At 65.4% G+C, this 25,681-nt stretch carries 14 protein-coding genes and 2 pseudogenes; 9 read left to right on the forward strand and 7 right to left on the reverse strand.

The window, feature by feature from the left end:
- Positions 1-110: 110 nt before the first annotated feature.
- Positions 111-690, forward strand: a pseudogene (locus tag ACTJKY_RS08645) (NAD(P)H-dependent flavin oxidoreductase); the annotation flags it as partial.
- Positions 691-1,139: 449 nt separating this feature from the next.
- On the opposite strand, the pseudogene ACTJKY_RS08650 reads toward ACTJKY_RS08645, so the two are convergent.
- Both ACTJKY_RS08650 and ACTJKY_RS08655 read right to left on the reverse strand, forming a co-directional pair.
- Positions 1,140-1,604: pseudogene (locus tag ACTJKY_RS08650) on the reverse strand (IS5 family transposase); the annotation flags it as partial.
- Between the two features lie 253 nt (positions 1,605-1,857).
- Positions 1,858-5,055 (reverse strand): TonB-dependent receptor, encoded by a 3,198-nt coding sequence (locus ACTJKY_RS08655; protein ID WP_440845471.1) that lies wholly within the window; start codon positions 5,053-5,055, stop codon positions 1,858-1,860.
- Between the two features lie 319 nt (positions 5,056-5,374).
- Between ACTJKY_RS08655 and ACTJKY_RS08660 the strand changes: the two genes are divergently transcribed.
- From ACTJKY_RS08660 to ACTJKY_RS08680, 5 genes are all read left to right on the forward strand, one after another.
- The gene (locus ACTJKY_RS08660; protein WP_440845472.1) at positions 5,375-6,889 is read left to right on the forward strand and encodes a tryptophan halogenase family protein; all 1,515 of its coding nucleotides are present in this window, start codon (positions 5,375-5,377) and stop codon (positions 6,887-6,889) included.
- A complete protein-coding gene (locus tag ACTJKY_RS08665; protein ID WP_440845474.1) occupies positions 6,886-8,316 on the forward strand; it encodes a tryptophan halogenase family protein in 1,431 nt (476 codons plus the stop codon). The genes ACTJKY_RS08660 and ACTJKY_RS08665 overlap by 4 nt, the downstream gene beginning before the upstream one ends.
- On the forward strand, positions 8,303-9,826 hold the full coding sequence (locus tag ACTJKY_RS08670; RefSeq protein WP_440845475.1) for a tryptophan halogenase family protein: 1,524 nt from the start codon (positions 8,303-8,305) through the stop codon (positions 9,824-9,826). The genes ACTJKY_RS08665 and ACTJKY_RS08670 overlap by 14 nt, the downstream gene beginning before the upstream one ends.
- 577 nt (positions 9,827-10,403) lie before the next feature.
- Positions 10,404-12,836 (forward strand): beta-galactosidase GalA, encoded by a 2,433-nt coding sequence (gene galA / locus ACTJKY_RS08675; RefSeq protein WP_440845476.1) that lies wholly within the window; start codon positions 10,404-10,406, stop codon positions 12,834-12,836.
- An 8-nt stretch (positions 12,837-12,844) separates the two neighbouring features.
- Complete coding sequence (locus tag ACTJKY_RS08680) at positions 12,845-13,960, forward strand: glycoside hydrolase family 53 protein (protein WP_440845477.1); 1,116 nt, start codon at positions 12,845-12,847, stop codon at positions 13,958-13,960.
- Between the two features lie 92 nt (positions 13,961-14,052).
- Here the strand turns inward: ACTJKY_RS08680 and ACTJKY_RS08685 are convergent, their stop codons facing one another.
- The 3 genes from ACTJKY_RS08685 to ACTJKY_RS08695 form a co-directional block, all read right to left on the reverse strand.
- The gene (locus ACTJKY_RS08685) at positions 14,053-16,662 is read right to left on the reverse strand and encodes a TonB-dependent receptor (protein ID WP_440845479.1); all 2,610 of its coding nucleotides are present in this window, start codon (positions 16,660-16,662) and stop codon (positions 14,053-14,055) included.
- Between the two features lie 722 nt (positions 16,663-17,384).
- The gene (locus tag ACTJKY_RS08690; RefSeq protein ID WP_440845480.1) at positions 17,385-18,536 is read right to left on the reverse strand and encodes an epoxide hydrolase family protein; all 1,152 of its coding nucleotides are present in this window, start codon (positions 18,534-18,536) and stop codon (positions 17,385-17,387) included.
- A 32-nt stretch (positions 18,537-18,568) separates the two neighbouring features.
- Complete coding sequence (locus ACTJKY_RS08695) at positions 18,569-19,462, reverse strand: NmrA family NAD(P)-binding protein (RefSeq protein ID WP_440845482.1); 894 nt, start codon at positions 19,460-19,462, stop codon at positions 18,569-18,571.
- Between the two features lie 104 nt (positions 19,463-19,566).
- Between ACTJKY_RS08695 and ACTJKY_RS08700 the strand changes: the two genes are divergently transcribed.
- The 3 genes from ACTJKY_RS08700 (at position 19,567) to ACTJKY_RS08710 (ending at position 22,614) form a co-directional block, all read left to right on the forward strand.
- Positions 19,567-20,457, forward strand: coding sequence for a LysR family transcriptional regulator (locus ACTJKY_RS08700; protein WP_440845483.1), 891 nt, complete (start codon positions 19,567-19,569; stop codon positions 20,455-20,457).
- Positions 20,458-21,117: 660 nt separating this feature from the next.
- Positions 21,118-21,531 carry a hypothetical protein gene (locus ACTJKY_RS08705; RefSeq protein ID WP_440845484.1) on the forward strand — a complete coding sequence of 138 codons (414 nt, stop codon included), beginning with the start codon at positions 21,118-21,120 and terminating at the stop codon, positions 21,529-21,531.
- 105 nt (positions 21,532-21,636) lie between these two features.
- The gene (locus ACTJKY_RS08710) at positions 21,637-22,614 is read left to right on the forward strand and encodes an extracellular catalytic domain type 1 short-chain-length polyhydroxyalkanoate depolymerase (RefSeq protein WP_440846310.1); all 978 of its coding nucleotides are present in this window, start codon (positions 21,637-21,639) and stop codon (positions 22,612-22,614) included.
- A gap of 240 nt (positions 22,615-22,854) precedes the next feature.
- Here ACTJKY_RS08710 and ACTJKY_RS08715 read toward each other — a convergent pair whose 3' ends face one another.
- Together ACTJKY_RS08715 and ACTJKY_RS08720 are read right to left on the reverse strand one after the other, a co-directional pair.
- The gene (locus tag ACTJKY_RS08715; protein WP_440845485.1) at positions 22,855-23,487 is read right to left on the reverse strand and encodes a class D sortase; all 633 of its coding nucleotides are present in this window, start codon (positions 23,485-23,487) and stop codon (positions 22,855-22,857) included.
- Positions 23,484-25,592 carry a marine proteobacterial sortase target protein gene (locus ACTJKY_RS08720; RefSeq protein WP_440845486.1) on the reverse strand — a complete coding sequence of 703 codons (2,109 nt, stop codon included), beginning with the start codon at positions 25,590-25,592 and terminating at the stop codon, positions 23,484-23,486. Before ACTJKY_RS08720 ends, ACTJKY_RS08715 begins: the two co-directional genes overlap by 4 nt.
- Positions 25,593-25,681: the final 89 nt, after the last annotated feature.

A 25,681-nucleotide genomic window follows, 5' to 3' on the forward strand; every position in this document is an offset into this window, starting at 1 on the left:
TCCTGGACATGGACGCGATGCATGGGCCGCGCTCTTTGAAGCGTGGCGTATCAGATCATCCGGCGCCTGCCGTCGGCAGCGCAAGAAATGTCAAAAAGCGCGGCAAGTCGGTCCACAAATGCACGGCGGTCCGCCATGCGCTGTCGGCCGAGCGTATGGGCGTGGACGTTATCTCGATCGACGGCTTCGAATGCGCCGGCCATCCGGGCGAAGACGACGTGCCCGGCCTGGTGCTGATCCCCGCCGCGGCCGACCAGCTGCGCGTGCCGATACTGGCGAGCGGCGGCTTTGCCGATGGACGCGGGCTTGTCGCGGCGCTGGCGCTGGGAGCCGAGGGCATCAACATGGGCACGCGCTTCTGTGCAACCGTGGAAGCGCCGATCCACGACGCGGTGAAGCGCTTCCTGGTCGGCAATGACGAGCGCGCGACCAACCTGATCTTTCGCCGCTTCGGCAATACCGGGCGCGTGGCGAAGAACAGCGTTTCGGACGCAGTGGTCGCGCGTTCCGAAAAACCGGATACGGTGTTCGACGACATCCGCCCGCTGGTCTCCGGCGCGCGGGGGGCGGACGGCGCTGGAAACGGGCGATCTCGATGGCGGGCTGGTCTGGACAGGGCAGGTTCAGGGGTTGATTCACGACGTGCCGACCTGCCACGCGTTGATAGCGCGGATCGTCGCCGAGGTATAAGCTCTGATCACTCTGCGGCTGGCGGCATTTGCAACGGTGGAGCAGGGGAGTGACCCACGTGATCGCAGTTCACTGCGATAGATCGCGAGGGAAGGCTAAGGTTGGTGCTCACGAACGGCGCGAGCACCCCAATGGCGGTGCTGCGCGCCGGAGCGCGTCGCCATCTTCGGCCATGTAGAGCGAAAAGCCTTCGATACCCTGATCGGAGTAGCGAATTGGCCTCCGGCTTGACGATCGACTCGCATGTCGTGCCGTTCAGAGTTTCTGCTTGAAGGCGAGCGCTTGCCTACTGCGAGTGCCTTCTCATCGAGCCTCGCCGTCTCGGTCATCGAGACTTGCAGCACGCCTAGGGGATCGACATCCACCGGAGCCAGATCATGCTGGCGGCGAGATGGCCGAAGCCGGCGAAGTTGATGGTTCGGCGATCATAGCGTGTAGCGAAGCGCCGGAAGTGCCCGTGCGATGTCGCCGGTCTTACCGGGCGTGAGGAGGAAGCGCAGCGGATGGCCGAGTGCGTTGGCCAGCATGTGGACCTTGGTCGTCAGTCCGCCTCGGGAACGCCCCAGCGCCTGGTCGCACGCCTCCCTTTTCCGGTGGCCGCCTGCTGGTGTGCGCGGACGATCGTGCTGTCGATCATCAGATATTGATTGTCTCGGTTGGCGGTCAGCGTATCGAACACCCGTCCCAGACACCGGCATGGCACCAGCGGCTGAAACGGCGATGCTCGCTCTTCCACTTCCCATAGCGTTCCGGCAGATGACACCAATGCGCACCGGAGCGCAGCACCCACAAACATCCGTTCACGGACAATCGGTTATCCGTGCCCGAACGCCCCGGATCTGCCACCTTGCCGGCAACAGCGATGCGATTCGTTGCCATTGCCCATGGCTCAGTTTGTACCGCTTGGCCGCCATCTCTCGCTCCGCGTCTCAACACGGATGCCTAGAAATCAGCGATCAGCCCATTTGGAAATCTGGAATCTCGATCTGCGCTAGGCCTCTACTTCGATCCGTTTAGCCGCGCTGTTCGCCATGGCCGAACGGCCTGCGCGAGCGGGGTTACGTTCGGTCATCGTCCGTTGGAAGACGGTTGAGCGTTCCTATGCCCGAAGAGCGCTCCGACGCCGAGGCGCCGGAGCTAGTCGATCACAAACCGCTATCGTGGTTATCAGAAGTTCCCGCGCAGAATGAACGAGAAGCGGCGGTCGTTGACGAAATAGGATCGCGGCGCGGTGGCCGAGGATCCGTTGATATAGGCCTGCTCGGTCTTCACGACCTGGTTGGCAAGGTTGACGCCCTGCACGCCGATCTTGACGTACTTGTTGATGCTGTAGAACGCCGAGGCATCGAGCTGCCCGCCCGCCGACTGGTAGATCGACGTATACGGGAAGATCACGTCCGCTGCGGTGAGCAGATACTTCGACCGCCAGTTATAGGCCGCGCGCAGCGAGACCGGGCCCTTTTCGTAGAAAAGGGTGGCGTTGAAGTTGTGCTTCGACAGGCCTTCCAGCGGCAGATTGCCCGGCGTGATGTTGGAAGTGTTCGTCGGAGCGCCGCCGTTGAGGAAGGAATTGGGCAGGCCCGAGCTGTCGATATACGAGTAGTTCAGGTTGGCGCCCAGGCCGCCCAGCACGCCCGGCAGGAAGTCGAAGGTCTGCTGATAGGCGACTTCGGCACCCTTGATCTTGCCATAGCCGTCGTAATTGGCCGGACCGCGGACGATGACGTCCTGCGTCACGCCGCCGCCGGTGACCGCGCGAGTGGTCAGCGACTGGTAGAAGAAGTTGTGGATCGACTTGTAGAACACGTCGACCGACAGCTGCCCGACGCGGCCGAAATACCATTCCATCGTGGCATCGAACTGCCATGCGGTTGCCGGCTTCAGATAGGGATTGCCCGCCGTCGCGGTGAGCGCACCGCTCGACGAGTCGAAGCCGACCGAGAGGAAGTTGCGGATGTTGGCCAGATCTGGACGCGTCATCACCTTGGAGGCGGCGAGGCGCAGGATCAGGTTGTTGGTCAGGCCGAACTTCAGGTTGGCGCTGGGCAGCCAATAGCCATAGTTCACCCGCGCTACCTCCGCGTTGGTGACACCGGTGGAGAAGTTGCGCAGCGCGTTATAGCCGGTCTCGCCGAGGCGGCAGAGCGCGCTCACCGTGGTGCCGGTGCTCGAGCAGGTTGCGGCGAAGCTGTCCTGCGTGCCGGTCTGCTGCTGGGTCGGCGCACCGATCGAGCCGGCCGAGGTGAGATCGCTGACGACATAGCGCAGGCCGACATTGCCGCTGACCTTGACGTTGCCGAACACGGGGCCCGGCGACTGGAAGTTCAGCTGCGCATAGACGTTCTTGTCCTGCTGCGTGACGTTCTGGATTTCCGACGGCAGGAACGGCGTGCCGGCGACGACACCCGAGCGTGCTGCAAGCGGCGACCAGGGCGTGGAGCTTGCGCCGTTCGCCTGCCATTGCTGGCCGATCTGCTGGAAATAAGCGGCCGACTGGTTGTACCCGTCGATCAGATCGCCGGTATAGTAATAGCCGCCGATCGGCCCCTTGGTCGCCCCGCGGAAGAAGTTGGGGAAGCTGTAGAAGGCGGTCTGCTGCGGCGACTGCGCGAACGACACCGGCGAGCCGGCCCATACTTCGCTCAGCGCACCCCAGTTATAGGTGCTGTAGCGGACGTCCGAAGAACGATCGGCATAGCGCGCGCCGAACTTCAGGTGGGTCAGGAAGCTGTCTTCGCCGAACTTGTAGTCGAAATCCGCCTTGAAGGCATATTCGCGACCTTCGCTCTGCTCCAGATGGTCCATCGCCGCGCGCCAGAACTGGTTCTGCGGGTTTTGGAAATACTGCGCGTCGCTCTGCCCCGCGAGTGCCGGGTTGGAGGTGCCGAGCACCGTCGGCTTGTGCGGTGTCACGACCGGCAGGTTGCCGGTGAGGTCGAGTTCCGAATCCGCGAAGGTCGAACCGAACACCGCGAAGTCGGTGTTGTTGTGCTTGGCCTTGGTATAGTCGGCGTCGAGGTTGACCGAGAGGCGATCGCTGAGTTCGGTCTTCAGATTGAGGCCGTAATCCCAGACAGTGTTCTCGTCGAGCACCTGGCGCCGCGACAGCGACTGCTGCGTGCCGCCTGCAGGTACGTAGCACGGCTGAACTGCGACACTGGCGCACCGAACGCCACCATTGCCCGGCGCAGTGATGTAGCCGGACTGGAACAGGCCCGAGGAATCGAACTTGTAGTTGGTCGTCGCGCCGACCGCGCATTCTGCGCGCGGCGTGCCGCCCGGGCCGTTGCTGTTGGGCGCGCAGCCGAGCGGGTAGGTGTTGTATTCCGACAGGTCCGGCGCGGTCTCGAAGGTATGCTCGCCCCAGGCATTGGTGGTGTGGGTGCGCAGGAACTGCGCGGTCAGGATCGTGCGGTTGTCGCGGCTCTGCCACTGCGCCGCCACGGCGACGCCGTCGCGCTTGCGATCATAGTCCTGGCTGCGGAACTGGCCGCCGATCGGCGCATAGCGCACGCTCGCGGGATCGAGCAGCCCGTCCGCGCCCGGCGTGCTGCCGGTGCCGCAGGCCGAACCGCCCGCAGGCAGCGTCGTGCTGTCGCCGGTGCCCGGCAGCGGATTGCGGCAGACCAGGTTGGTGGTCGAGTTGGCGGCGAGCGCCTGCTGGTTGTCACGCGTCTGGAAGTTGGTGACCTGGATGCCGTCCGCGCGGCTGCGGATGCGCGAATAGGACACGTCGCCGAGCAGGCCCAGCGTACCGATGCCGGTCTCCCAGGTGTTGCTGATCAGGAGCGAGGCGGTCGGCGACCACTTCTTCTCCATGTCGCCATAATTGCCTTCGAGATCGGCACCGACGTGCAGGCCCTTGTTGTCGAAGGGCTTGCGCGTGTTGAGGTTGACCGTGCCGGCCAGGCCGCCCTCGATCATCTCGGCCGTGGCGTTCTTGTAGACTTCGACCGAGCCGAGCAGTTCGGCCGGCACGTCCGCGAAGTTGATCGCCTGGCCGCCGATGCCGGCGGAGAAGGTGTCGCGTCCGTTGAATTCCGAGCGGACGAAGTTGAGGCCGCGGACGTTCACGCCCGAGCCTTCGACCGAGAAATGGTCCGGATCGTTGGTGCCGGCGAAGCGGCTGATCGTCACGCCCGGTACGCGCTGCAGCGCTTCGGTGACCGAGCGGTCCGGCAGCGCCCCGATGTCGCTGGCGGTGATCGCGTCGACCACGGTGTCGGCATTGCGCTTGATGTTCTGCGCATTGGCAAGGCTGGCGCGGATGCCGGTGACGACGATCTCGCTGCTCTGGTCGGCAGGCGCGGTGTCGGCCGGAACCTGCTGGTCCGGCGTCGTGGTCTGTGCGTGGGCGGTTCCCATCAGACCCGCAACACAAAGCGCAGTGACCGAGGCCCCGCGCAGGAAAGATCCGAATTTGTTGATATCGCGCATCGGCGCATGCGAAATGTTTCGCATAATCCCCTCCTCAGTAAGCGTATGACTCGTTGGTCACGACAAGGTTGTCAGGGATTTACACCAGATCGCCGCGAACTTGGCAATGCGAGCGCTACCATGGTCGGAAACGTTTCCGGCGGCAGTGTAGCGGTTTTGCAACGGTAGCGCGGTCTCCACCAACGAAGGGTTTGACATCCGGCGGGGCATTGCTGGTACGCCGTAGATAACGAGAGAGGGTGCAGCGATGTTGGGGCGTCAGAGTCTACGGGTGGTAGTCGTCGGAGGGGGAACGTCCGGCTGGATGACGGCGGCTGCCATTGCGCGTTTGTTGCCAGCGCGTTGCAGCCTGCACCTCATAGAGTCCGAGGCGATCGGCGTGATCGGCGTGGGGGAAGCGACTTTGCCCCACATCCGCGGCTTCATCGAAAAGCTCGGCATCCGCGAGGCCGATTTCATGGCCTGGACGCGCGGTACGTTCAAATTGGGTATCGAATTTCGCAACTGGGGAAAGATCGGCGACAGCTATGTCCACCCCTTCGGCACGTTCGGGCGCGGCAAGGGGGAGGTGGACTTCCACCATTACTGGACCCGGCTGCGGCGTGCGGGGGCGGACGTGCCGCCGCTCGAAGCCTTTTCCTATGCCTGCATGCTCGCGCGCGCCAACCGGTTCGACGTGCCGGCGGCCGATCCCGCGCAGATCGCCTCCACCTATGGCTATGCCTATCAGTTCGATGCGCTGCTGTTCGCGCCCTATCTGCGCAGCATCGCCGAGGGGCTGGGGGCGGTGCGCAGCGAGGGCAAGGTGGTCGAGGTACTGCGCGACGGGGCGAGCGGCGACATCACCGCCGTCCGCCTCGACGATGGCCAGCGAATCGAAGGCGACCTGTTCATCGATTGCTCAGGCTTCCGCTCGCTCCTGCTCGGCGAGGCGCTGGAGGAACCGTTCGAGGACTGGAACCACTGGCTCCCCGCCGACCGCGCGGTGGCGATGCCGTGCCGAACCGAAACCTCGGTCACGCCCTATACCAGCGCGATCGCCATGCCGGCCGGGTGGCGCTGGCGCATCCCGCTGCAGCACCGCACCGGCAACGGCTATGTCTTCGCCAGCGCCTTCACCTCGGACGATGCGGCGGCGCAGGCGCTGACCCAGGCGGTGGAGGGCGCGCCGCTCGCCGATCCGCGCTTCCTGCGCTTCCGGGCCGGGCGGCGCCGGCGCAGCTGGGTGAACAACTGCGTGGCGATCGGGCTGGCGAGCGGCTTTCTGGAGCCGCTCGAATCTACCAGCATCTATCTGGTCCAGCAGGCGATCACCGCGCTGATCGAGCTGTTCCCGGAGGCTAAGGTCTCGCCGGTTGACCGCGGCGAGTTCAATCGCCTGATCGATCTCGAATATGATCGCATCCGCGACTTCCTGATCCTCCACTATCACGCGACCACGCGATCGGATTCGGACTTCTGGCACTATGTCCGCACCATGGCCGTGCCCGACAGCCTGTCCGAGAAGATCGAGCTGTTCCGTCGGGCCGGGCGGGTGGTGAAGTATCGCGAAGGCGTGTTCCTGGATGCCAGCTGGATCGCCGTCTATGTCGGCCAGGGGATCGTTCCGGAAGGGTATGACCCACGCGCGGACCTGCCGGACGCCGACAGCCTGATGCGCGGCATGCAGGCGCTGCGGGCGGAGATCGACGCCACCGTCGCGCAGGTCCCCGAGCATCTGCGCTACATCGACCAATATTGCGCGATGGCGGCGGCGGCATGAGCTTGCGTAGTATTCTCGTCGTCGGCGGAGGCATGGTGGGGTGGTCGGCCGCCGCCGCGCTCAAGCGCCGTCTCCCGCAGCTGGACATCACGATCGTGCCGGTCGCGCCGCCCGCCGATGCGCTGGCGGACCGCATCGCCAGCACGCTGCCCTCGATCCTCGGCTTCCACGGCGACTTGGGGATCGGGCTCGGCGATGCGGTGCTGCGCACCGGCAGCCACTATCGCCTCGGCACCCTGTTTCGCGACTGGGTGGAGGGCGCCCCGGACTATGTGCATGCCTATGGCCGGGCGGGCATGCCGATCGGCGGCGCGCCTTTCCCTGCGATATGGGCACGCGCTGCCCAGGCAGGTGTAGCTCCGCCATTCGATACGCTGTCGGCGGCCGCAATGATGGCGCGGACCGGGCGGTTCGTCACGCCGCAGGCCGAGGGCCTCCTTGCCGAGCACAGCTTCGGCCTCACGCTCGACATCCCGCGCTACACCGCGATGCTGATGGCGTTCGCCCGCCATGTCGGCGTGCAGGGCCATCTCGGCGAGGTGGCGCAGGTCGAGCAGGACGCGCGGGGCGACATCGCGGCCGTGGTCCTGGACGACGGTACCCGTCTCACGGCCGATCTCTACTGCGATTGCACCGGCCCTGCCGCCCGTCTGCACGGGGCGATGGCGGTTCCCCGCGAGGACTGGCAGGCGTGGCTGCCCTGCGACCGGGTGGTGCTGGAAGACGTTGCCGGCGACGACGACGCAGCGCCGATGGAGCAGGTCACGGCGATCAAGCATGGCTGGCGCTGGGTAGGTGCCCGCCAACGCGGCACCGTCTACTGCGCCGCCTCTGCCGCAACGGACGAGGGCGCAGTTGCCATCCGCTCCGGCGCCACGCTGGAGCCCTGGCGCGGAAACGTCGTCGCCGTCGGCGATGCTGCAGTCAGCGTAGAGCCGCTCGAGTGGAGCAATCTCCATCTCGCGCACAGCGCCATCGACCGGCTGATCGCGATGCTGCCCGCCGGTCGGCCCCATCCGCTGGAGGCCGCCGAATATAATCGGCAGGCGCTCGCCGAGGCGCGGCGCGCGCGCGACTTCCTCGTGCTGCATTACGCCACCGCCCGGCGCGATACGCCGTTCTGGCAGGGGCGGGCACAAGCCGGGTTGCCGGAGTCGCTCGCGCATACGCTGCGCCTGTTCCGTGAGCGTGGCCGCCTGCCCTATTATGAGGAGGAGACCTTCGACCGCGACAGCTGGTTGGCCGTGCTGTTCGGCCAGCAGGTGCTGCCCCGCCGTATCGATCCGCTGACCGATGCCGTGCCGCCCGCCGAAGCGGAAGCCGCGCTGGCCTCGCTACGGCACAGCATCGCACAGGCGATAGAGCGGGTGCCCACCGCCGCGCGGTTCCGCGCCCTGCAACTGGAACATCTCCATGAACGAAAATAGCATCCGCGACGTCGTCATCGTCGGCGGCGGCACCGCCGGCTGGATGGCCGCGGCGGCGTTTTCGCGGTTTCTCGACAATGGCTATACCCGCATCACCCTGGTCGAGTCCGACGAGATCGGCACGGTGGGGGTGGGAGAAGCGACGATCCCGCCGATCCTGCGCTTCAACCAGATGATCGGCCTCGCCGAGAACCAGTTCCTCGCGGAGACCGGCGGCACCTTCAAGCTGGGCATCGAGTTCGTCGATTGGGGTGCGCTTGGCGACCGTTACTTCCATCCCTTCGGCAACTATGGCCAGGATTTGGAGGGGGTGCCGTTCCACCAGCTCTATCTGCGCGAGCGGGCACGCAAGCCGGTGCTGGAGATCGCCGCCTGGTCGATGAGTGCGGTGGCCGCCTCCCTGGGCCGGTTCGGGCGCCCCTCCACTACCGCGCAATCCCCCATTCGAGAGCTGTTCTACGCCTTCCACTTCGACGCAGGCCTGTACGCGCAGCTTCTTCGTAGACTGGCGGAATCGCGCGGCGTTACCCGCGTCGAGGGCAAGGTCGTCACCGTAGGGCAGCGGCCGGAGGACGGATTCGTCCAATCGGTGGCGCTCGCCGACGGGCGCGTCGTCGCGGGAGACCTGTTCATCGATTGCTCCGGCTTCCGCGGATTGCTGATCGAGGAAACACTCCGGACCGGCTACGAGGATTGGCGGCACTGGCTGCCCTGCGACCGTGCGGTTGCGGCCCCCTGCGCCCATATGGGAGAGCCCACCCCCTTCACCCGCGCCACCGCACGCGCGGCCGGTTGGCAATGGCGCATTCCGCTGCAGCACCGCATCGGCAACGGCTTGGTCTATTGCAGCGAATATCTCGACGACGACTCCGCCGAGCGACAACTCCTGGATTCGCTGGAGTCCCAGGCACTGGCCGAACCGCGCCGCCTGCGCTTCACCACCGGCCGGCGGCGCGTGCTCTGGTCGCACAACGTCGTGGCGCTTGGCCTTGCGGGCGGATTTCTCGAGCCTCTTGAGTCGACGAGCATCCATCTGATCCAGAGCGGCATCGCACGACTCCTCGCGCTGTTTCCGGACAACCGGTTCGATGCGATCGAGCGGGAGGAATATAACCGCCAGATGGGTGCGCTGTACGGTGATGTCCGCGATTTCATCATCCTGCACTACAAGTTGACGAACCGCGACGATTCCGCATTCTGGCAGCGCTGTCGCACGATGAACGTTCCGGATAGCCTGGCGCACCGGTTAGCACTCTTCGGCCAGAAGGGACGGCTCTTCCGCGAAGAGGCGGAACTTTTCTCGACCTCCAGCTGGGTTTCCGTCTGCTTGGGCCAGCATCTCGTCCCCGAGGACATCGCCCCCATGGTCGACGCGCTGGATAGCGATCTCGTTGCCGCGGCAATGGAGCAGCTTCGGCGCGGCTATCAGGAAACCGCGTCGCAAATGCCGACGCACGGCGCCTTCTTGGCTCGATGCCTGGAGGGCATGCGGCAGGTCCCTTCCTGGTAAATGCGGTGTGGCAGCCCTCCCTGCCGCTCTCCAGCCTGCCGCCTCGGCAGCACCCGGACTACCGATCTCAGGTACCGACAGGCGTGGGAAGGTTGCCGCGGTTGTTTCGCAAGCGTTCGTAGATCCTCAGCGCGGGCTGGCGTGATTTCCACCAGAATTAAGTGGATTGAGGAAGCCCCACCTCCGATTGAGAAGCCGCTCCCCCGTTGGTCAGCGTTAAAGGCGCCACTTCACGCCGGTCTCCGCAAGAGGCCGGGCAGCTGCGTGCGCATTGTAACCATCTGCGGCGAAGACTGACCGCCGCCTTCAAGGATCGCATTCTGAGAGTATATTGGCGCTCGCGCGCCCGGGTGCGGTTCGAGCAGCCCCCATCTTTCGCGCAACCGGGTGACCATAGAACGACCTGGCTGACATCGAGGGCGCGGGTAGCGCCCTCCGGTCAGGAGGACCTGCAGTGCATCCCGGCAGTTGCGCGGAGCTGCCGAGCGGGTAAGGTGGTTTATCAGATTAATAGGAGTTGGGTATGCCGATGGATCGGCGAATGTTTTTGGCGCACGCTTCCTTGGCAGCCGCTACGGTGCCCCTCGCATCGCCCGCTGCCGCGAGCGTCGCTGCACCGGGCGACGGGGGTGCGCCTGCGCTGCCGCGGGCCCGTACACGCCTCCGCAACTGGCGTTTCCATCTTGGCCACGCTGCCGATGTAGAGCGGGATTTCGGCTTCGGGCGCGATCAGCGGACCTTCGCCAAGGCCGGTACCGGCACGGCAGATGCCGCGGCGCCCGATTTCGACGATCATGGTTGGCAAGCCGTGCAGGTGCCGCATGACTGGGCAGTGGCACTGCCCTTCGCCCCGCCTGCCGCGCCCGCGCCCAAGGATCGTGCGGATGCCGTTGCGGCGCACGGGTTTAAGGCGATCGGCCGCGACTTCCCGGCGAACAGTATCGGTTGGTATCGGACTTCGATTTCGGTGGAGCCCGCCGACCGCGACCGGGCACTGTGGCTGGAATTCGATGGCGTATTTCGCGAGGCGACGGTGTTCGTCAACGGCTATGTCGCCGGCACCAGCAGCAGCGGTTATGCGCCCTTCGCGGTCGAGATCGGCGACTTCCTCGATTATGATGGCGGCGCCAATGTGGTGACCGTCCGTGTCGACGCCTCGTTGGGCGAGGGCTGGTTCTATGAGGGCGCGGGCATCTATCGCCATGTTGATATGGTGCGGGTGGGCCGGGTGCACGTGCCGCAATGGGGCAGCTATGTTCGCAGCGAGGCCGCCGGCAGCGGCGCGCGGGTGCGCGCGACGCTGGACGTGGCCAATCGCGGCGATGCGACGATCGAGGCTGTCGTCCGCCAGGCGCTGCTCGCCCCCGACGGCACGCCCGCCGGAACATTGCCCGAGCAGGGGGTCACCGTCGCCGCGAACGGGCGGGGGAGCGTCGACGCGCAGCTTCTCCTTTCGGCTCCCCGGCGCTGGTCGCCTGCGGATCCGGCGCTCTACACGCTGGTGAGCGAAGTGCTGGTCGGCGGCGTGGTGGTTGACCGATACGAGACGCGCTTCGGCATTCGCGACCTGCACTTCGATGCCGCGCGCGGCTTCCTGCTCAACGGGCAGCCGGTCAAGCTGCGCGGCGTGTGCAACCACCAGGACCATGCCGGTGTCGGTACCGGTATTGCCGATGCGCTGCATCGCTGGCGGATCGCGCAGGTTCAGTCGATGGGGGCGAATGCCTGGCGGAGCGCGCACAATCCCCCCGCGACCGCACTGCTCGACGCCGCCGATGCGATGGGCATGATGATGATCGTCGAGACCCGCCGCAACAGCAGCGATCCCGAGGCGATGGCCGAATTGGAGCGCACGCTGCGGCGCGACCGCAACCACCCGTCGGTGATCGCCTGGTCGCTGGGCAATGAAGAGCCGCACCAGGGCAGCGCGCGCGGCGCCCGGATCACCGCGGCGCTGCAGGCGCGGGTGCGGGCACTCGATCCCTCGCGGCCAACGACCTTCGCGCTCGACAATAGCTGGGAGAAGGGGGTGGGGAAGACCGTCGATGTCGTCGGCTTCAACTATCGCACCGACCAGATCGAGGCGTTCCATCGGGCGCATCCGGACGTGCCGGTCTATGGCAGCGAGACGGGCAGCACCGTTTCGACGCGCGGTGCCTATGTGAATGACGCGGCGACGCATGTCGTGCGCGCCTATGATACCGAGCATCCCTGGTGGGCCTCCACCGCCGAGGCTTGGTGGACGCTCGCCGCCGATCGGCCGTACATCGCCGGCGGTTTCATCTGGACCGGCTTCGACTATCGCGGTGAACCGACCCCCTATCCAGCCTATCCCAGCATCTCGAGTTATTTCGGCGTGCTTGATACCTGCGGCTTCGCGAAGGACAATTACTATTACTACCGCGCCTGGTGGCGGACCGACCAGCCGCTGGTCCATCTGCTGCCGCACTGGACCTGGCCGGGGCGTGAGGGCAAGCCGATCGAGGTGTGGGTCCACGGCAATTGCGACGAGGTGGAGCTGCTGTTGAACGGGCGCTCGCTCGGCCGCAAGGCGATGCCGCGCAACGGGCATCTGGCGTGGCAGGTGCCTTACGCGCCCGGCAAAATCGAGGCGCGCGGGTTCGTCGGCGGCCGTCCGGTGGCGCAGGATGCGCGGGAGACGGCCGGCGCGCCAGCAAAGCTTCGGCTGCGCTGCGATCGCACCCGGTTGACGGCCGATAGCGGCGATGTCGCCATGGTGAAGGTGGAAGTGCTCGACGCCGCTGACGTGCCGGTGCCCGATGCGGCGGTGCCGGTGCGCTTCACGGTTGCGGGCGAGGGGCAGGTGATCGGCGTCGGCAATGGCGACCCGACCTGCCTTGAGGCCGATGTCGCCAGCCGGCGCACCACCTTCCACGGTCTCGCCCAGGCGATCGTGCGTGCAGGCAAGCAGCCCGGTCCGCTACGCGTCACCGCCGAGGCTGCGGGGCTCGCACCCGCTACGCTCACCCTGTTCACGCACCTGCTTTGAGGACACCGATGTTTCGATCGCTTTCGCTTCGCTCGGCCAGCCTGGTGGCGCTGCTCGCTGCACCACAGGCCTTTGCCCAGCCCGCGCCTTCGCCCTTCTACCTGGGCGCCGACCTGTCGTTCACCAACGAGATGGAGGCGTGCGGCGCCGTGTTTCGCGCGGGCGGGAAGCCGGTCGATCCGTTCGTGCTGCTCAAGCAGAAGGGCGGCAATCTGGTCCGCGTGCGGCTGTGGAACGACCCGCAATGGACGCGCTACAGCAATTATGACGACGTGCTTAAGACGATCCGCCGCGCCCATGCCGCCGGGCTGCAGGTGCTGCTCGACTTCCATTATTCGGACGACTGGGCCGATGGCGACAAGCAGATTGCGCCCGCCGCCTGGGCCAAGCTGGACCTCGACGCGCAGGTGGCGGCGCTGCATAATTTCACCCGCGACACGCTGCTCAAGCTCGCCGCCGCCGGGCAGATGCCCGAGCTGGTGCAGGTGGGCAACGAGACCAACAACGAACTGCTCGGCGGCGTGAAGGGCCAGGCAATCGACTGGAAGCGCAATGCCCGGCTGCTCAACGCCGGCATCGCCGCGGTGCGCGAGGCGGGCAAGACCACGCACAGTCGCCCGCGCGTGATGCTCCACATCGCCCAGCCGGAAAACGTGATCCCCTGGTTCGACGATGCCACCGTGGCCGGGGTGATGGATTATGACATCATCGGCATCAGCTATTACAGCAAATGGTCGAAGCTCAACCTGTCCGGCCTGGGCAAGGTGATCGATGCAGCGCACCGCCGCTACGGCGCCGACGTGATGGTGGTGGAGACCGCCTATCCCTTCACGCTGGAGTCGGCCGACCAGTCGACCAACCTGCTCGGCCAGGATTCGCTGATCCCAGGCTATCCGGCGACGCCGGCGGGGCAGCGGAAATACCTGGAGGACCTGAGCCAGACGGTGCTCGATTCGGGCGGGGACGGCGTCGTCTATTGGGCGCCGGACTGGGTCTCCACCCGTTGCAAGACTCGCTGGGGCGCCGGTTCGAACTGGGAGAATGCCGCCTGGTTCGATCTCAAGGACTTCGAGGCGCTGCCAGCGCTCGATTTTCTGGGCAAGATCTATCGCAAGACGCGCTGAACTGCGGATGGGATCAAAAAAGGGGGAGCGGCGATCGCCGCTCCCCCTTTTGCGTGCGATGGGTGTGGGAGCGCCGGAGCGCCCCCACAGCATCAGTATTTGAAGGTCACGTCCGCCAGGAAGCTGCGGCCGTAGCGCTCATAGCGCGCCAGCTGCTGCGGATCGTTGTTCCAGTAGAAGCGGGCGGCCTGGTTGGTCAGGTTGTTTGCCTGGAACCGGACCGACACGTTCTTGGTCACGTTCGCCGAGATGCTGGCACCCAGGATCGTTTCCGATTCCAGGCGGGTGAGCTGCGAGGCATCCCAGCCATAGATCACCGTGAAGGGCGTGTGGTGCTTCACCGCGACGCGGATGTCGAAGGTCTTGTCCGAATAATAGATGTCGAACTCGCCGGTGAACTTGGCGAGGCCGACGGCTTTGAACGGGTTGCTGGCCGGTGCCAGCTCGTGAACGTTCGAGCCGACCAGCGCTAGGTTCGAATAGACGCCGAAATGCTCGAGCGCGGGCACAAACCAGAACGGCGTCTGGAAGGTGGCTTCGGCGCCGTAGATGTCGCCGCCATTGCCATTCGCCGGGCCGGTGATCGTGTAGGTCTGGCCGTTCACTACCTGCTGGGTCTGGGTATAGCCGATATTGGTATCGACCTTCTTGTAATAGCCGGCGAGCGCGAAGAGCGCGTCCTTGCGGAAATACCATTCCAGCGAGAGGTCGCCCTGCGACGCCATGAACGGTCGCAGATAGGGATTGCCGGCGGAACCGGTGAGCTGCGGCGGATAGAAGCTGAGCAGCTGGTTGCCGCGCAGTTCATCGAGCGGCGGACGCGACATCACGCGGGCGACGCCGGCGCGCAGCTTGAGCTGCCGGGTTAGGTCGAAGTTGAGGTTGAGGCTGGGCAGTGCGCGGAAATATTCCGCATTGGCGTCGACTGGGCTGTTCACAGTGACGTTCGCCGTCCCGTTCCACGACGTGGTCGCGCGAACCGCATTGCTGTGCGTCGTCACGTCGACGAAACGGACGCCGATGTTGCCGTTCAGCGGTACGTTGCCGATGGTGCTTTCGAAATCGGCCTTCACATAGCCTTCGAAATCATCCTCGCGCACGCGCCAGCCGCGGGTGGGGTCGTTGGCCGGATTGGCGGCGGCCAGCGCCAGCGGCGCTATCGCGTCGTAATCGCCGTACAGCATGTTCGGCACGCTGAAGCTGCCGACCTGGAAGCTTTCGAGCAGGTTCGACGGGACGGTGAAGCCGCTGCCGGTCTTGGTGGCGACCGTAGCCGTACCCGCGGTGAAACTTTTCACGCGATTCGAATAACGCATGCCGGCGCCGATGCCGGAGAAGAAGCCGCCATGCAGATCGTAGCGGAAATCGGCCTGGGCCGCGCCCAGGCTGTCGGCCAACCGCTGCGGCCCGTCATAGACGCCGGGATAGGAGCTTTGCACCGTCTGTGCGGTCACGTCGGCCGGGTTGCTGCTCACGGTCACCGACGGCACCGTGCCCGCGCCGGTGGAGAAGCTGGTGCTCGCCGGATAGCTTTCGGTCGCGACGCTGCGCCACAGATTGTTGCGGCGTGCCTCCGAATAGGAAGCGTCGAACGTCGCGGTCCAGTCGTCGCCGTGATAGCGTGCATTGAGGCCCGAGACGAACAGCGTCTTGTCCTCGGTATATTTCGCCAGCACGTTGGTGACCGAAGAGAAGTTGTTGAGCTTGGCCGCGGTGATGTCGTTGCCGGTCAGCGTGTAGGATCCGGACTGGTAGATGTCGCCCGGCGCGCCGATCGTGCCGCCCCAGTCGCCCCAGCCGTTCGAGCGGCCGTACCATTGCTGATACTGGCGCTCGTTGATCTTGACGTTCGAATAGAGCAGGTCGGCGTTGACGTCCCATCGGTCGCTCGGCTTCCACTGGACGCCGAGGGTGCTGCTCCAGCGGGTTTCGGTGAGGGCCTTGATTTCGGTTTGCGCGCCCCAGGGGGCGTTGACCGGCTTGCCGTTCAGCGTCGGCGGGGTGCCGGTGTCGGGCGTGTTGTAGCCCCAGCCCTGGAAGGATTCGAAGCCGTTGCGCTGGCGCTGATAGGTGCCGCCGAGCGACACGGCCAGCGTGTCGGTGAGCTTTTCGACCAGCTGGCCCGAGCCGCGCGCACCCCACGGGGAGTAATGCGGGATCGACTTTCCGCCGTCATTGTACAGCGCGCCGGCGCGCAGCGTGAGCGCAGGGCCGGAATAGTCGAGCGGGCGAACGGTGCGGATGTCGATCGTACCGGCGACGCCGCCGGCGATCAGATCGGCGGACTGGGACTTGTACAGCGTGGCGCCGGATACGATTTCGGAGGGGTAGATTTCCCAACGGACGTTGCGGTCCGGCTCCGAGGAAGCGACTTCGCGGCCGTTGACCAGTCCGAGGACCAGGCGCGGGCCGAGTCCGCGCACCGCCGCCTGGCTGGCGTTACCACGATCGCGGGTGGCGGTAACGCCGGGCAGGCGGGCGATCTGATCGGCGATCGTCACGTCCGGCAGCACGCCGATGTCCTTGGAGGAGATTGTCTCGGTAACGACCGACGCGGCGCGCTTCGCCTGGAGCGCGTCGCGCAGTGAGGCGCGCAGGCCGGTGACGACGATTTCGTCGGCGGGAGCATTCGCCTGCGCGCTCGCGGCCTGGGCCGGAGGCGAGTCGGTCTGCGCAATGGCCGGAGACGCGGCGAGCGCCATCGCGACAGAGCTAGAACACGTAACAAACACAGATCGACGCTTGCGCATGATACCCCCTCCAAAAATACGCCGATTATTTATAGGATAAATCGGACCGTTAGGTTCGCCAATTAAACCGGCTTTGGGCGGGACGCAAGACCTTCGGACAGGGCGCTAATCCGAGCTATTTTGGGCGGTGGGCCGCCACCCGCACCGGGATGCGCGCATCACGCTCGTTACCCTTGCTGTCTTCGCACGGGTGTGGCGCGGCCACTGCAATTGTGTTTGCGATCCGCTTTCGGCGCGCCTCGCTGTGAAGCGTGAAAGCGTGTTTGAAGTGCGCTGTCGTGCCTTTGGGGATGGCTGGGTGAATCGCGGAGGCCGCACATCGTGTTTTCGCCGTGAGGGCGTGCGCTTGGAAAGGTTGCGCGCGACTGTGGCGAGAGAAGAGGCCCGGCGGCTCGCGACCAGATATTGCCGTTCACCTGAAGCGATGCGAACGTCCGGATCGGACAGAAGCCGCCGGACAGCGAGCGCCCAGACACTGCCGTTCAATATATCAACAAGGCTTCGTGAAGCCGCCCGTTTCGGGGATGCGCGAGCTTCCCGTTTCCCCATCTCCGGCATGCCATTTCGGGCAAACGCGGTCGGGAGCAGGTTTCGGGAAAGCCAAGCCTGCAATCCCGGTGTTTCGGCCCACCGGAACAGGCGGCCCCGCACCCCATTCTCGTTTGGGAATGACGTTATCTTTCCGAAGCGAAGGTCGCCCGGATATCGTCGACCAGCGCTGCGGGATTTTCCATCGCAGCGAAGTGGCCGCCACGTTCGGGCTGGTTGTAGTGACGCAGGTCGGCGAATCTCTTCTCCGCCCAGCGACGCGAAAGCCGCAGCGCCTCACCGGGGAACATGCTGACGCCCGCCGGCACCGGAACCGGATCGCTAGGCATACCGCCTTGCGCCCGTGCATTGTCCCAATAGAACCGCGCCGAACTAGCCGCGGCATTGGGCAGCCAGTAGAGCATGATGTCGTCGATCATATGGTCGAGTGGGATCACCCGCTCCGGCTCTCCCCCGCTATCACTAACGTCCTGGAAAAGCGCATATATCCAGGCTGCGAGCCCAACCGGTGAGTCCGCCAGTGCGAAGCCGACCGATTGCGGCCGGGTGTTTTGGAGCTTCATGTAGCCGGATTGCTCGGTCTCGTACCGCTGCATGTCAGCGAGCATCGCCTGTTCCTCCAGGGACGCCTCCGCCACTTCCTGCTCGGTTGGCCGGAACATGACCATGTTGAGGTGGATGCCGGAAAGCCCGGGCGCACGCATATGCGCCAGCGCCGACACGACGGCCGCGCCCCAATCCCCGCCCTGCGCGAACCACTGCTCGCCATAGCCCAGCCGCCGCATCATTTCCGCATAGGCGCCAGCTACTCGGCCGACGTTCCATCCGGGCTCGGTCGGCTTATCCGAAAAGCCGAACCCCGGCATCGACGGGATGACCAGGTGAAACGCCTGCCGCGGATCACCGCCATGTGCCCCGGGATCGGTCAGCGGCGCGATCATCTCGCGAAACTCGAGGATCGATCCCGGCCAGCCATGGGCAAGCAGCAATGGCACCGCGTCGGGCTCGGGCGAGCGAATGTGGAGAAAGTGGATACCAATTCCGTCGATGACGGTGCGGCTGCTTCCCGAGGAATTGATAAGCGCCTCGGCAGTGCGCCAGTCATACCCTTCCTGCCAGCGCTCCACGAGGTTCCGGATGGCGGGGAGCGTCGGCCCCTGGCTGCCGTCGGTGACGGTGCCGGCATCGGGCCAGCGGGTGCGGGCCAACCGGTCGGCGAGGTCAACCAGCTCGGTATCCGCGATCCGGATAGGATACGGGGTGATGGCGTCGGTCATGGCGTGCTTGTCCTTTCGGCGGGGTCAGAAGCTCAAAGGGTAGGGGCCAGGACGTCTGCCGCGCGGGACCAGTGGGTCTTGCCGTAGCGGGCATTGTCGAGGTCGTGCAGCTTGCCGCGGCCGGTCGACATGTCGCGGAGATATTGCATTCCCTGCCACACTGGGAACGGCGCGTCGGTATTTGGGGTCAGCGCACGCACGACGGCGATGACGGCGCTCAGCCGACCGATGCCACCGGCACGCAACAGCTTCCACGGGCGGCCATCCATCCTGGTCAGCAGCGCGGCAAGGCCACGCGGGCTGATCTGATCGCCGGCGATACGCAGATAGCGAGGTGCTGCTGCGTCCATCGCTGCGTCCGCGGTGAACGCCGCCACGTCGTCCTTAGTCGTGAAGTCGAACAGCTGGTCGGCGTCACCCCAATAGAGGACGCGGCGTAGCCTATGCAGGACGATCGGCGCTTCGCCTTCCAGCAGATCCGCGAACGGTCCGTTCAGGATCGACGTGGCGCGGATCGGGGCGGCATCGATCTGGGCAGCGAAGGTGCGACGCAGGTCCATGTTGCGGTTATCGCCCGGCCGCGTCCCCCGATAATCCAGGCTGAAGTCGGACGGAATGAAATGCGGCACCCCCGCCGCGACGGCGGCATTGAGGAGCCGCTCCTGGATACCCAGGATCACCGGCCCCGTGCCGTTCAGCGCAGAGACCACCGACGCCGCGCCGGTGACGGCGCCGGTCAGCGCCGTTTCGTCATTGAAATCGACCGCGACCTGCTCGACCCGGGCCAGGATCAGCTTATCGACCGGACGCCGCACCAGCGCCCGCACGGAAGCACCTTTCGCGGCCAGTGCGTTGACAATCCGGAACCCGAGGTCACCTGCGGCCCCTGCGACCGCCACCGTCGGCCGGGTCTGCCCATCGTCCATCGCCTCGCCCCTCCTGTTGTGTGATGAGATCGGAAATAGCTGTTGCGCTTCGGTGTGATTAGACCAACCGATCGGGACAGGATGTTGCGGAAAGTGGAACGACCATGGAATTGTCCGACCTGCGTGCATTCGCGCGCATCACCGATCTGATGAGTGTATCGGCTGCAGCCCGCGCCCTCGGCTTGCCGAAATCTGGGGTCAGCCGAGCGCTTGCCAGACTGGAGCGGGATGTCGGGGTGCTCCTGGTCGATCGCTCGACGCGGCACTTGCGGCTGACCGACGCCGGCATGCATTTCCGCCCGCACGCCTTACGCATTCTGGCCGACGTCGATGAGGCGGGCGCTGCGCTCGATAGCCTTGGTAACGTCCCTGCCGGTTCGCTCACGATCAGTCTGCCCTTCACGATTGCGACGGCGCTGGTCGCGCCGATGCTGCCGTCGTTCATGGCAAGTTATCCGCAGATCCGGGTCGTGCTGGCTGTCGAGAACCGATTCATAGACATGCCGGCTGATCCTGCTGACCTGATGATCCGGGTGGGCCCGCTGGTGGACAGTGGCCTTATCGCGCGTCGACTGCTGGTATCGGAGACATGGCTGTGCGCCAGCCCCGACTATCTTGCGACGCGCGGTACGCCCATAGGTGCCGCCGACCTGTCGGACCACCTTTTGATCGGCTATCATGACCGGCCGACCGTGTATCTGGATGTCTCACCCGGCGATGCGGGTCGGATCGAGTTGGCACCCGCGATCGCCATCTCCGACGCCGCAGCGCTGCTTCCCGTGGTGCTGGCTGGTGCCGGGATCGCACACCTTCCCGACTTTCTCGCCCGCTCGCTTGTGGCGGACGGTCGGCTCGTCAGACTGCGGCCGACGATCGCGCGTGAGCAAAGCGTGATCCACGCCGTCTACCCCAGCCATCGCAGCCTTTCCGCAAAGGTGCGGGTCTTCATTGACGCACTGGCGGCGAGTATCTCGCACCTCAAACTTGGCGTCTAGGTTCTCAGAAGACGCTTCGAAGAGATGTCGAGCTCCTCACCAGTCCCACAAGACCATCTTTTTCAGGACGCCAATCGGATCCCATATTTGCTTCGGTTTCGGCGCGCGCTTCGCGCCGACGGTCCGTCCGGCATTTCAGACTGGGCGCTTTTATCGGTGGGTTCGGTCTCAGGCATCTCCATGATCATTCTTCGATGGCCAGATTGGCCGTTCGAAGAACGTTTTTGGCGCCTTGTAAGCAGGCATGCCCCGAGGCACCTGCCAACCAAGTTCAATCATTCGTCTGCGGCGCGCTGAACGGTCGCTTCCGTTGTGACCTGCCGCTCGCGCAGCGAGATCCTGTCCGGCGGCAGAGTGCCCGCTTTGAGTGGTCGCGGCACCTGTCACCGACGCGCCGAGTGGCATTCTGACGAGGGCTACTGAGACCTTTGAACTTGCGGAAGTTCATTCAACGTATGGGGGTAATTACCGCCAGGTTGTGACGACGCTGATTCTATAAATCGCGGGATGTAGAGTAGACCATTTCTGCTCATCATGCCGTAGACCGGCGTCCCAGACATTCATTACGTCGCAGTTCTTTCCATGAAACGTGGCCGTCAGGCTTGCGTCGTGAGGGGTGACCCTCCATCTACCATCCACACGGATGGCGGGATGAACATAATGTCTCAGCGGACTGACCTGCGGACGCGAGCCGATAGCGAAAAAATCACGATCAACCTTGGCTATGTCGATCTCGGGCGCATCGACCTGCTCGTCCGCGACGGCTTCTACGGCAACCGAACGGACTTCATCCGAACTGCCATTCGCAGCCAGCTCGAGCGGCATGCCGAAGCAACCGACAAGTCGATCCGCCGCCAGCAGCTCGACCTTGGCCTCCGTCATATAACTAGCGCCGAACTCGAAAGAGCGCGGGAGCGTGGCGAGATGCTCGACATCCGCGTTCTGGGCTTGGCTACGATCGATGCCGACGTCACGCCTGAACTTGCACTCGAGACGATCGCATCACTCACCGTGCTTGGCGCCCTTCAAGCTGGCGCAGCGGTGAAGACCGCCCTCGCCGACCGCATCCGCTGACGGCCCTCCAGGAGATCAAACATGCGCCTTCACCCAAACATCATGGAAGCGACTCGCCTCACTCGCGAGGGAAGGCTCGGAGATGCGACCGCGCTGCTCCGCTCGATGTTCGGCGGCACGGCCGCAGAGCCAGCGACGCGCCCGACCGTATTGCGCAGTAAGCCCCCCCAGCTACCCGGGCGAGGCGCCGATCGTCGCCAACCCTCGAACGAAGCCGCACCATCCGGAAATGCCGGCGGGAGGTTCGAAGCCCACATCCATGCAGGACCGCAAGGCCGCCTCACATACAAACTCTACGTACCGGGGTCGGCTACGTCCGGTGCGCCGCTGCTCATCATGCTACACGGGTGCACGCAGAACCCGGATGATTTCGCGGCGGGAACCGGCATGAACCATCTGGCTGACGAATTCGGCTTCCTTGTCGCCTACCCTGAGCAAACCAAGGCGGCCAACGCGTCTCGGTGCTGGAACTGGTTTCGACCGGGTGATCAAAAGCGGGATGCGGGCGAACCGGCGCTCATCGCTGGCGCGACGCGGGACATCATGGCGCGACACGGAACCGATCCAAAGCGCGTCTACGTCGCCGGTATGTCAGCCGGCGGCGCCGCGGCCACGATCATGGGAGAGGTCTATCCCGATCTCTTCTCCGCAGTTGGCGTACACTCCGGGCTCGCCTGCGGCGCCGCGAGCGATCTTCCCGGCGCGATGATGGCGATGAGCGGGAATAGCGCGCGAGCCGCGAAGCGTCGAGGCGCCCCGACCTTCGTGCCGACCATCACTTTCCACGGCGATCGTGATCAGACCGTGGACAAGGTGAATAGCGACCACATCGTTGAGAGGGTGATGGCAAGCGGCGGTCCGACCCTTACCGAGGAGATGGTCAGAGGCGATGATGACTGCGGCCGGCGCGCTTACACGCGCCGAGTGCTGCGCGATGTTGGCGGCACGCCGCGCCTCGAGCAATGGACGATCAGCGGTGCTGGGCACGCTTGGGCCGGTGGCGATCCGGCAGGGAGCTACACGGACAGGACGGGGCCGGACGCCTCGCGCGAGATGGTCCGCTTCTTCCTGGAGCAGAACTGACGCTCCCCTACGAGATAAAACGCCGCTTGTCAGAAAGCGACTAGAGCTGGTCGCTCGGCTTTCCGCCCCGACGTCCGGTCATGGCGGAAGCCGCCGATTATGCCGATTGACGGGAACAATCGTCGGCGCGCGAATTTCGAACGAACAAGGAGCTCCGGCGCATTGCAAAGCCCAGCCGCGATGGAGCGCCGGCCCATGCTGATCCTGTCAGCGATGCATACAGAACTCGGCCAGGCGTCCCTAGAGCCGCTCGGCCCAGGCCACCCGCCGCCAAGGCCCGCCATATTCGGTGCTGCCGAAGGGGAAGCACGTGGTCAACGCAAGGCGCGGGCGCACGGGATCGAGAGGGTAGGTGAAGCGGTCCCAGTGCACCGTTTCAAACCTTGTCACCCGATAGTGTTCCACCACGCCGTTGACGAATTGCAGGCGGATATCGTCGCCCTCGCGCAGATCGCGGATAAACAGGAAGTGGGTATCTCGGTGGGCGGCCAGGACGGTGACGGGGCTCGCCGCATTGCCTTGCCGGATCATCGTCGGCCCCTCGGCAAGCTGCTCGTGCGTGCCGTTTCCGGCGAGAACGATGTCGCTCACCCCCAGGCGGGGAACGGTGATCCGCGCGATGGGTCCTCCGGTCGGCAGGGCGGGCACGGCCCGCACCGCCTCGCGCGCAGGCGTCCGAGAACGATGCTCCGGCGCAATGGTCGGGGCGGTTGGCGCTGCACGTGTTGCTGCTTGCAAGCGCTGCGCGAACACCTGCCGCAGCCGGTGCTGCGCGATTTCGGCGCGGATCGGAACCGCAGCGCCAGCGCCCAGGCTGATCGCACCGCCCAGGCACAGTGCGAGCGAGGTGGCCCAGAGTGCCGGCGGCTTCATTGGTCCGCCCCCTTCGTGCTGCGGCGACGCGCGGCAACGAGGCCGGCTGCGCCGAGCACTAGCATCGCGAGCCCGCGCCAGACCGCGCCCAGAAAGCCCGTCGCGGTCTGCGGCAGGTCCATCTGCTGCTCTGCCTCGGGAAGTCCGGCGGCGGGAGCTGCGGAAGGCGCATCTTGGCCCAGCAGCGCATCGAAACTCCAGCCCTTGGGCAGCAGCAGCGGCAGGTCGTCGCTGGTCAGTTTCGTGCCGTCTGGGCGGGCCGGGGTTTCATCGACGGAGACGAGGCTAGTCTGCGTCGTCACTAGATCGTAAGCGAGGCCAAGCTGCGCGACCTTCTCGTCGGCCGCCGCGCCCTCGATCTGCCCCGACCAGCGCTGCGCCTCCACATCGGCAATGCTGCGGCTCGCCCAGAGCCGCGCAACCGCCGGGCTGGCGGTAGCCTGGCTGAGATCGACCCGCTGGCTCCAGCGCGTGTCACCGATCATCCCGCTGACCACGAGCGTGCCCTTGAGATCGTCCCCCTTGCCCAGCAGAACCAGCGGCTCGCCGGCGTAGAGATCGGGCAGATCGTGCGGCGTCAGATCGAGCTGCGTCCCTTCCACACGCACGGCGATGTCATGCAAGGCGGGCGTTTTCAGCCGGTCTAGCAGCGCGGTCATCTTCGCCAGCACTTCGCTGCCCTCGCCGATATTGGTGTAGGTGCCGCGCCCGGCTTCGGCCATGCGGCGCATCAGATAATTATTGGGCGCGGAGCCGATTCCGACCATGAACACCCGGCTGCGCCCGCGATGCGCGGCAATCTCGGCCATCATGTCCTTCTCCTCCGAAAGATCTCCGTCTGTCAGGAACACGATCTGGCGCACGCCCTTGTTTGCCGGGTGCGCGTCGACCAGCGCGGCCTTCAGTGCGGGCAGCATCTCGGTGCCTCCCGCAGACTCCAGCCCCGTGGTGAACTTGCGCGCGATCTCCACCTGCTCGGCGCTGGCCGGGGTGGGCTGGTCGAACAACTGGGTCATCGTGTTGTCGAAGCGGATCACGTTGAAGGTATCTTCCGGCCGCAGCGTGCCGAGCGCATGGAGCAAGCTCTGCTTGGCCGCTTCCATCGAGCCGCCATTCATCGAGCCGCTATTGTCGATCACGAAGATCATTTCCCGCGGAGCGACCTTGCCGGGTTCGACCCGGGTCTGCGGCGTGATCGTCGCCATCACATAGTTCTGGCCGCCCAGCGCCTGGCGAAACAGGCTGAGCATGGGATCGGCACTGGCCGAGCGCCAGCGCAGCTCGAAGTCGCGGTCCGCCGGTTCTTCGCCTGCGGCCAGCGTAATAGTCCGCTCCGCCGGCCCCGCATCCACCACGCGGATGCGGTGATAGGGACTGATGATGTTGGCCGGCACGAAGCCGGGGGCGAGATGGATGGTGATCGACACCGGATTTAGCGGCGCCCCCGGCGGGGCCAGCGGTGCGGTGATGCGCGCCGCGTCGGCCAGCGCGGCACTGCTCGTCAGGCTGCGCGGCGGCACGTAGCGCGGGCCGACGACGAGTGGCAGGCGCATCGCATATTCGCCGCCAAGCTGGCGCAGCGGGGCCTGATATTTGATCGAGATCAGCACCGTTTCGCCAGGGCCGACATTGGCGACATTGGTGCGGAACAGGTTCGGGCGGTCCGCTTCGACCAGACCGCTGCGCTGCCCATGCGCCTTTGCCCGTTCATAGATGTCGCGCGCTTCGGCGCGGCGCTTGATATGGCCGACAATCACGCGCTGGCCGACAACCATCTTCAGCGTGTCCACCGCGCCATCGTCGGGCAGGGGATAAAGATAGGTCGCCTCCATCCAACCCTTGCTGGTGTTGCGAAACGCCTGCGTCATCCGCACTCGCATGACCGGGCCGTTGACGATCACGTCCATATCGGTGCCAAGCCGAACGGCGGGCAGTGCAGCGGGGGTGCCGTCCTTGCTGTCGCGTGCCTGGAGGAGGAGCGCGCCGCCCGCAGCGGGATCGCCTGCATCTGCCGCCTGCGCCTGCGCTGCGGCAAGGCTGCCCAGCACCACGCCAGTAAGGCCGATCGCGCCGATGGCGAGGCGGCGGCGGGTATCTGCGGACATCGGCGGAAGGGGATACAGACGCGGCACCATGACAAGGCTCCCTATTGAGTGGAGCCATTCCGGTAGACACCGCCGATGCCGGACCGCCA

The organism is Sphingomonas sp. 22176 (assembly GCF_052045505.1).
Taxonomy (GTDB): domain Bacteria; phylum Pseudomonadota; class Alphaproteobacteria; order Sphingomonadales; family Sphingomonadaceae; genus Sphingomonas.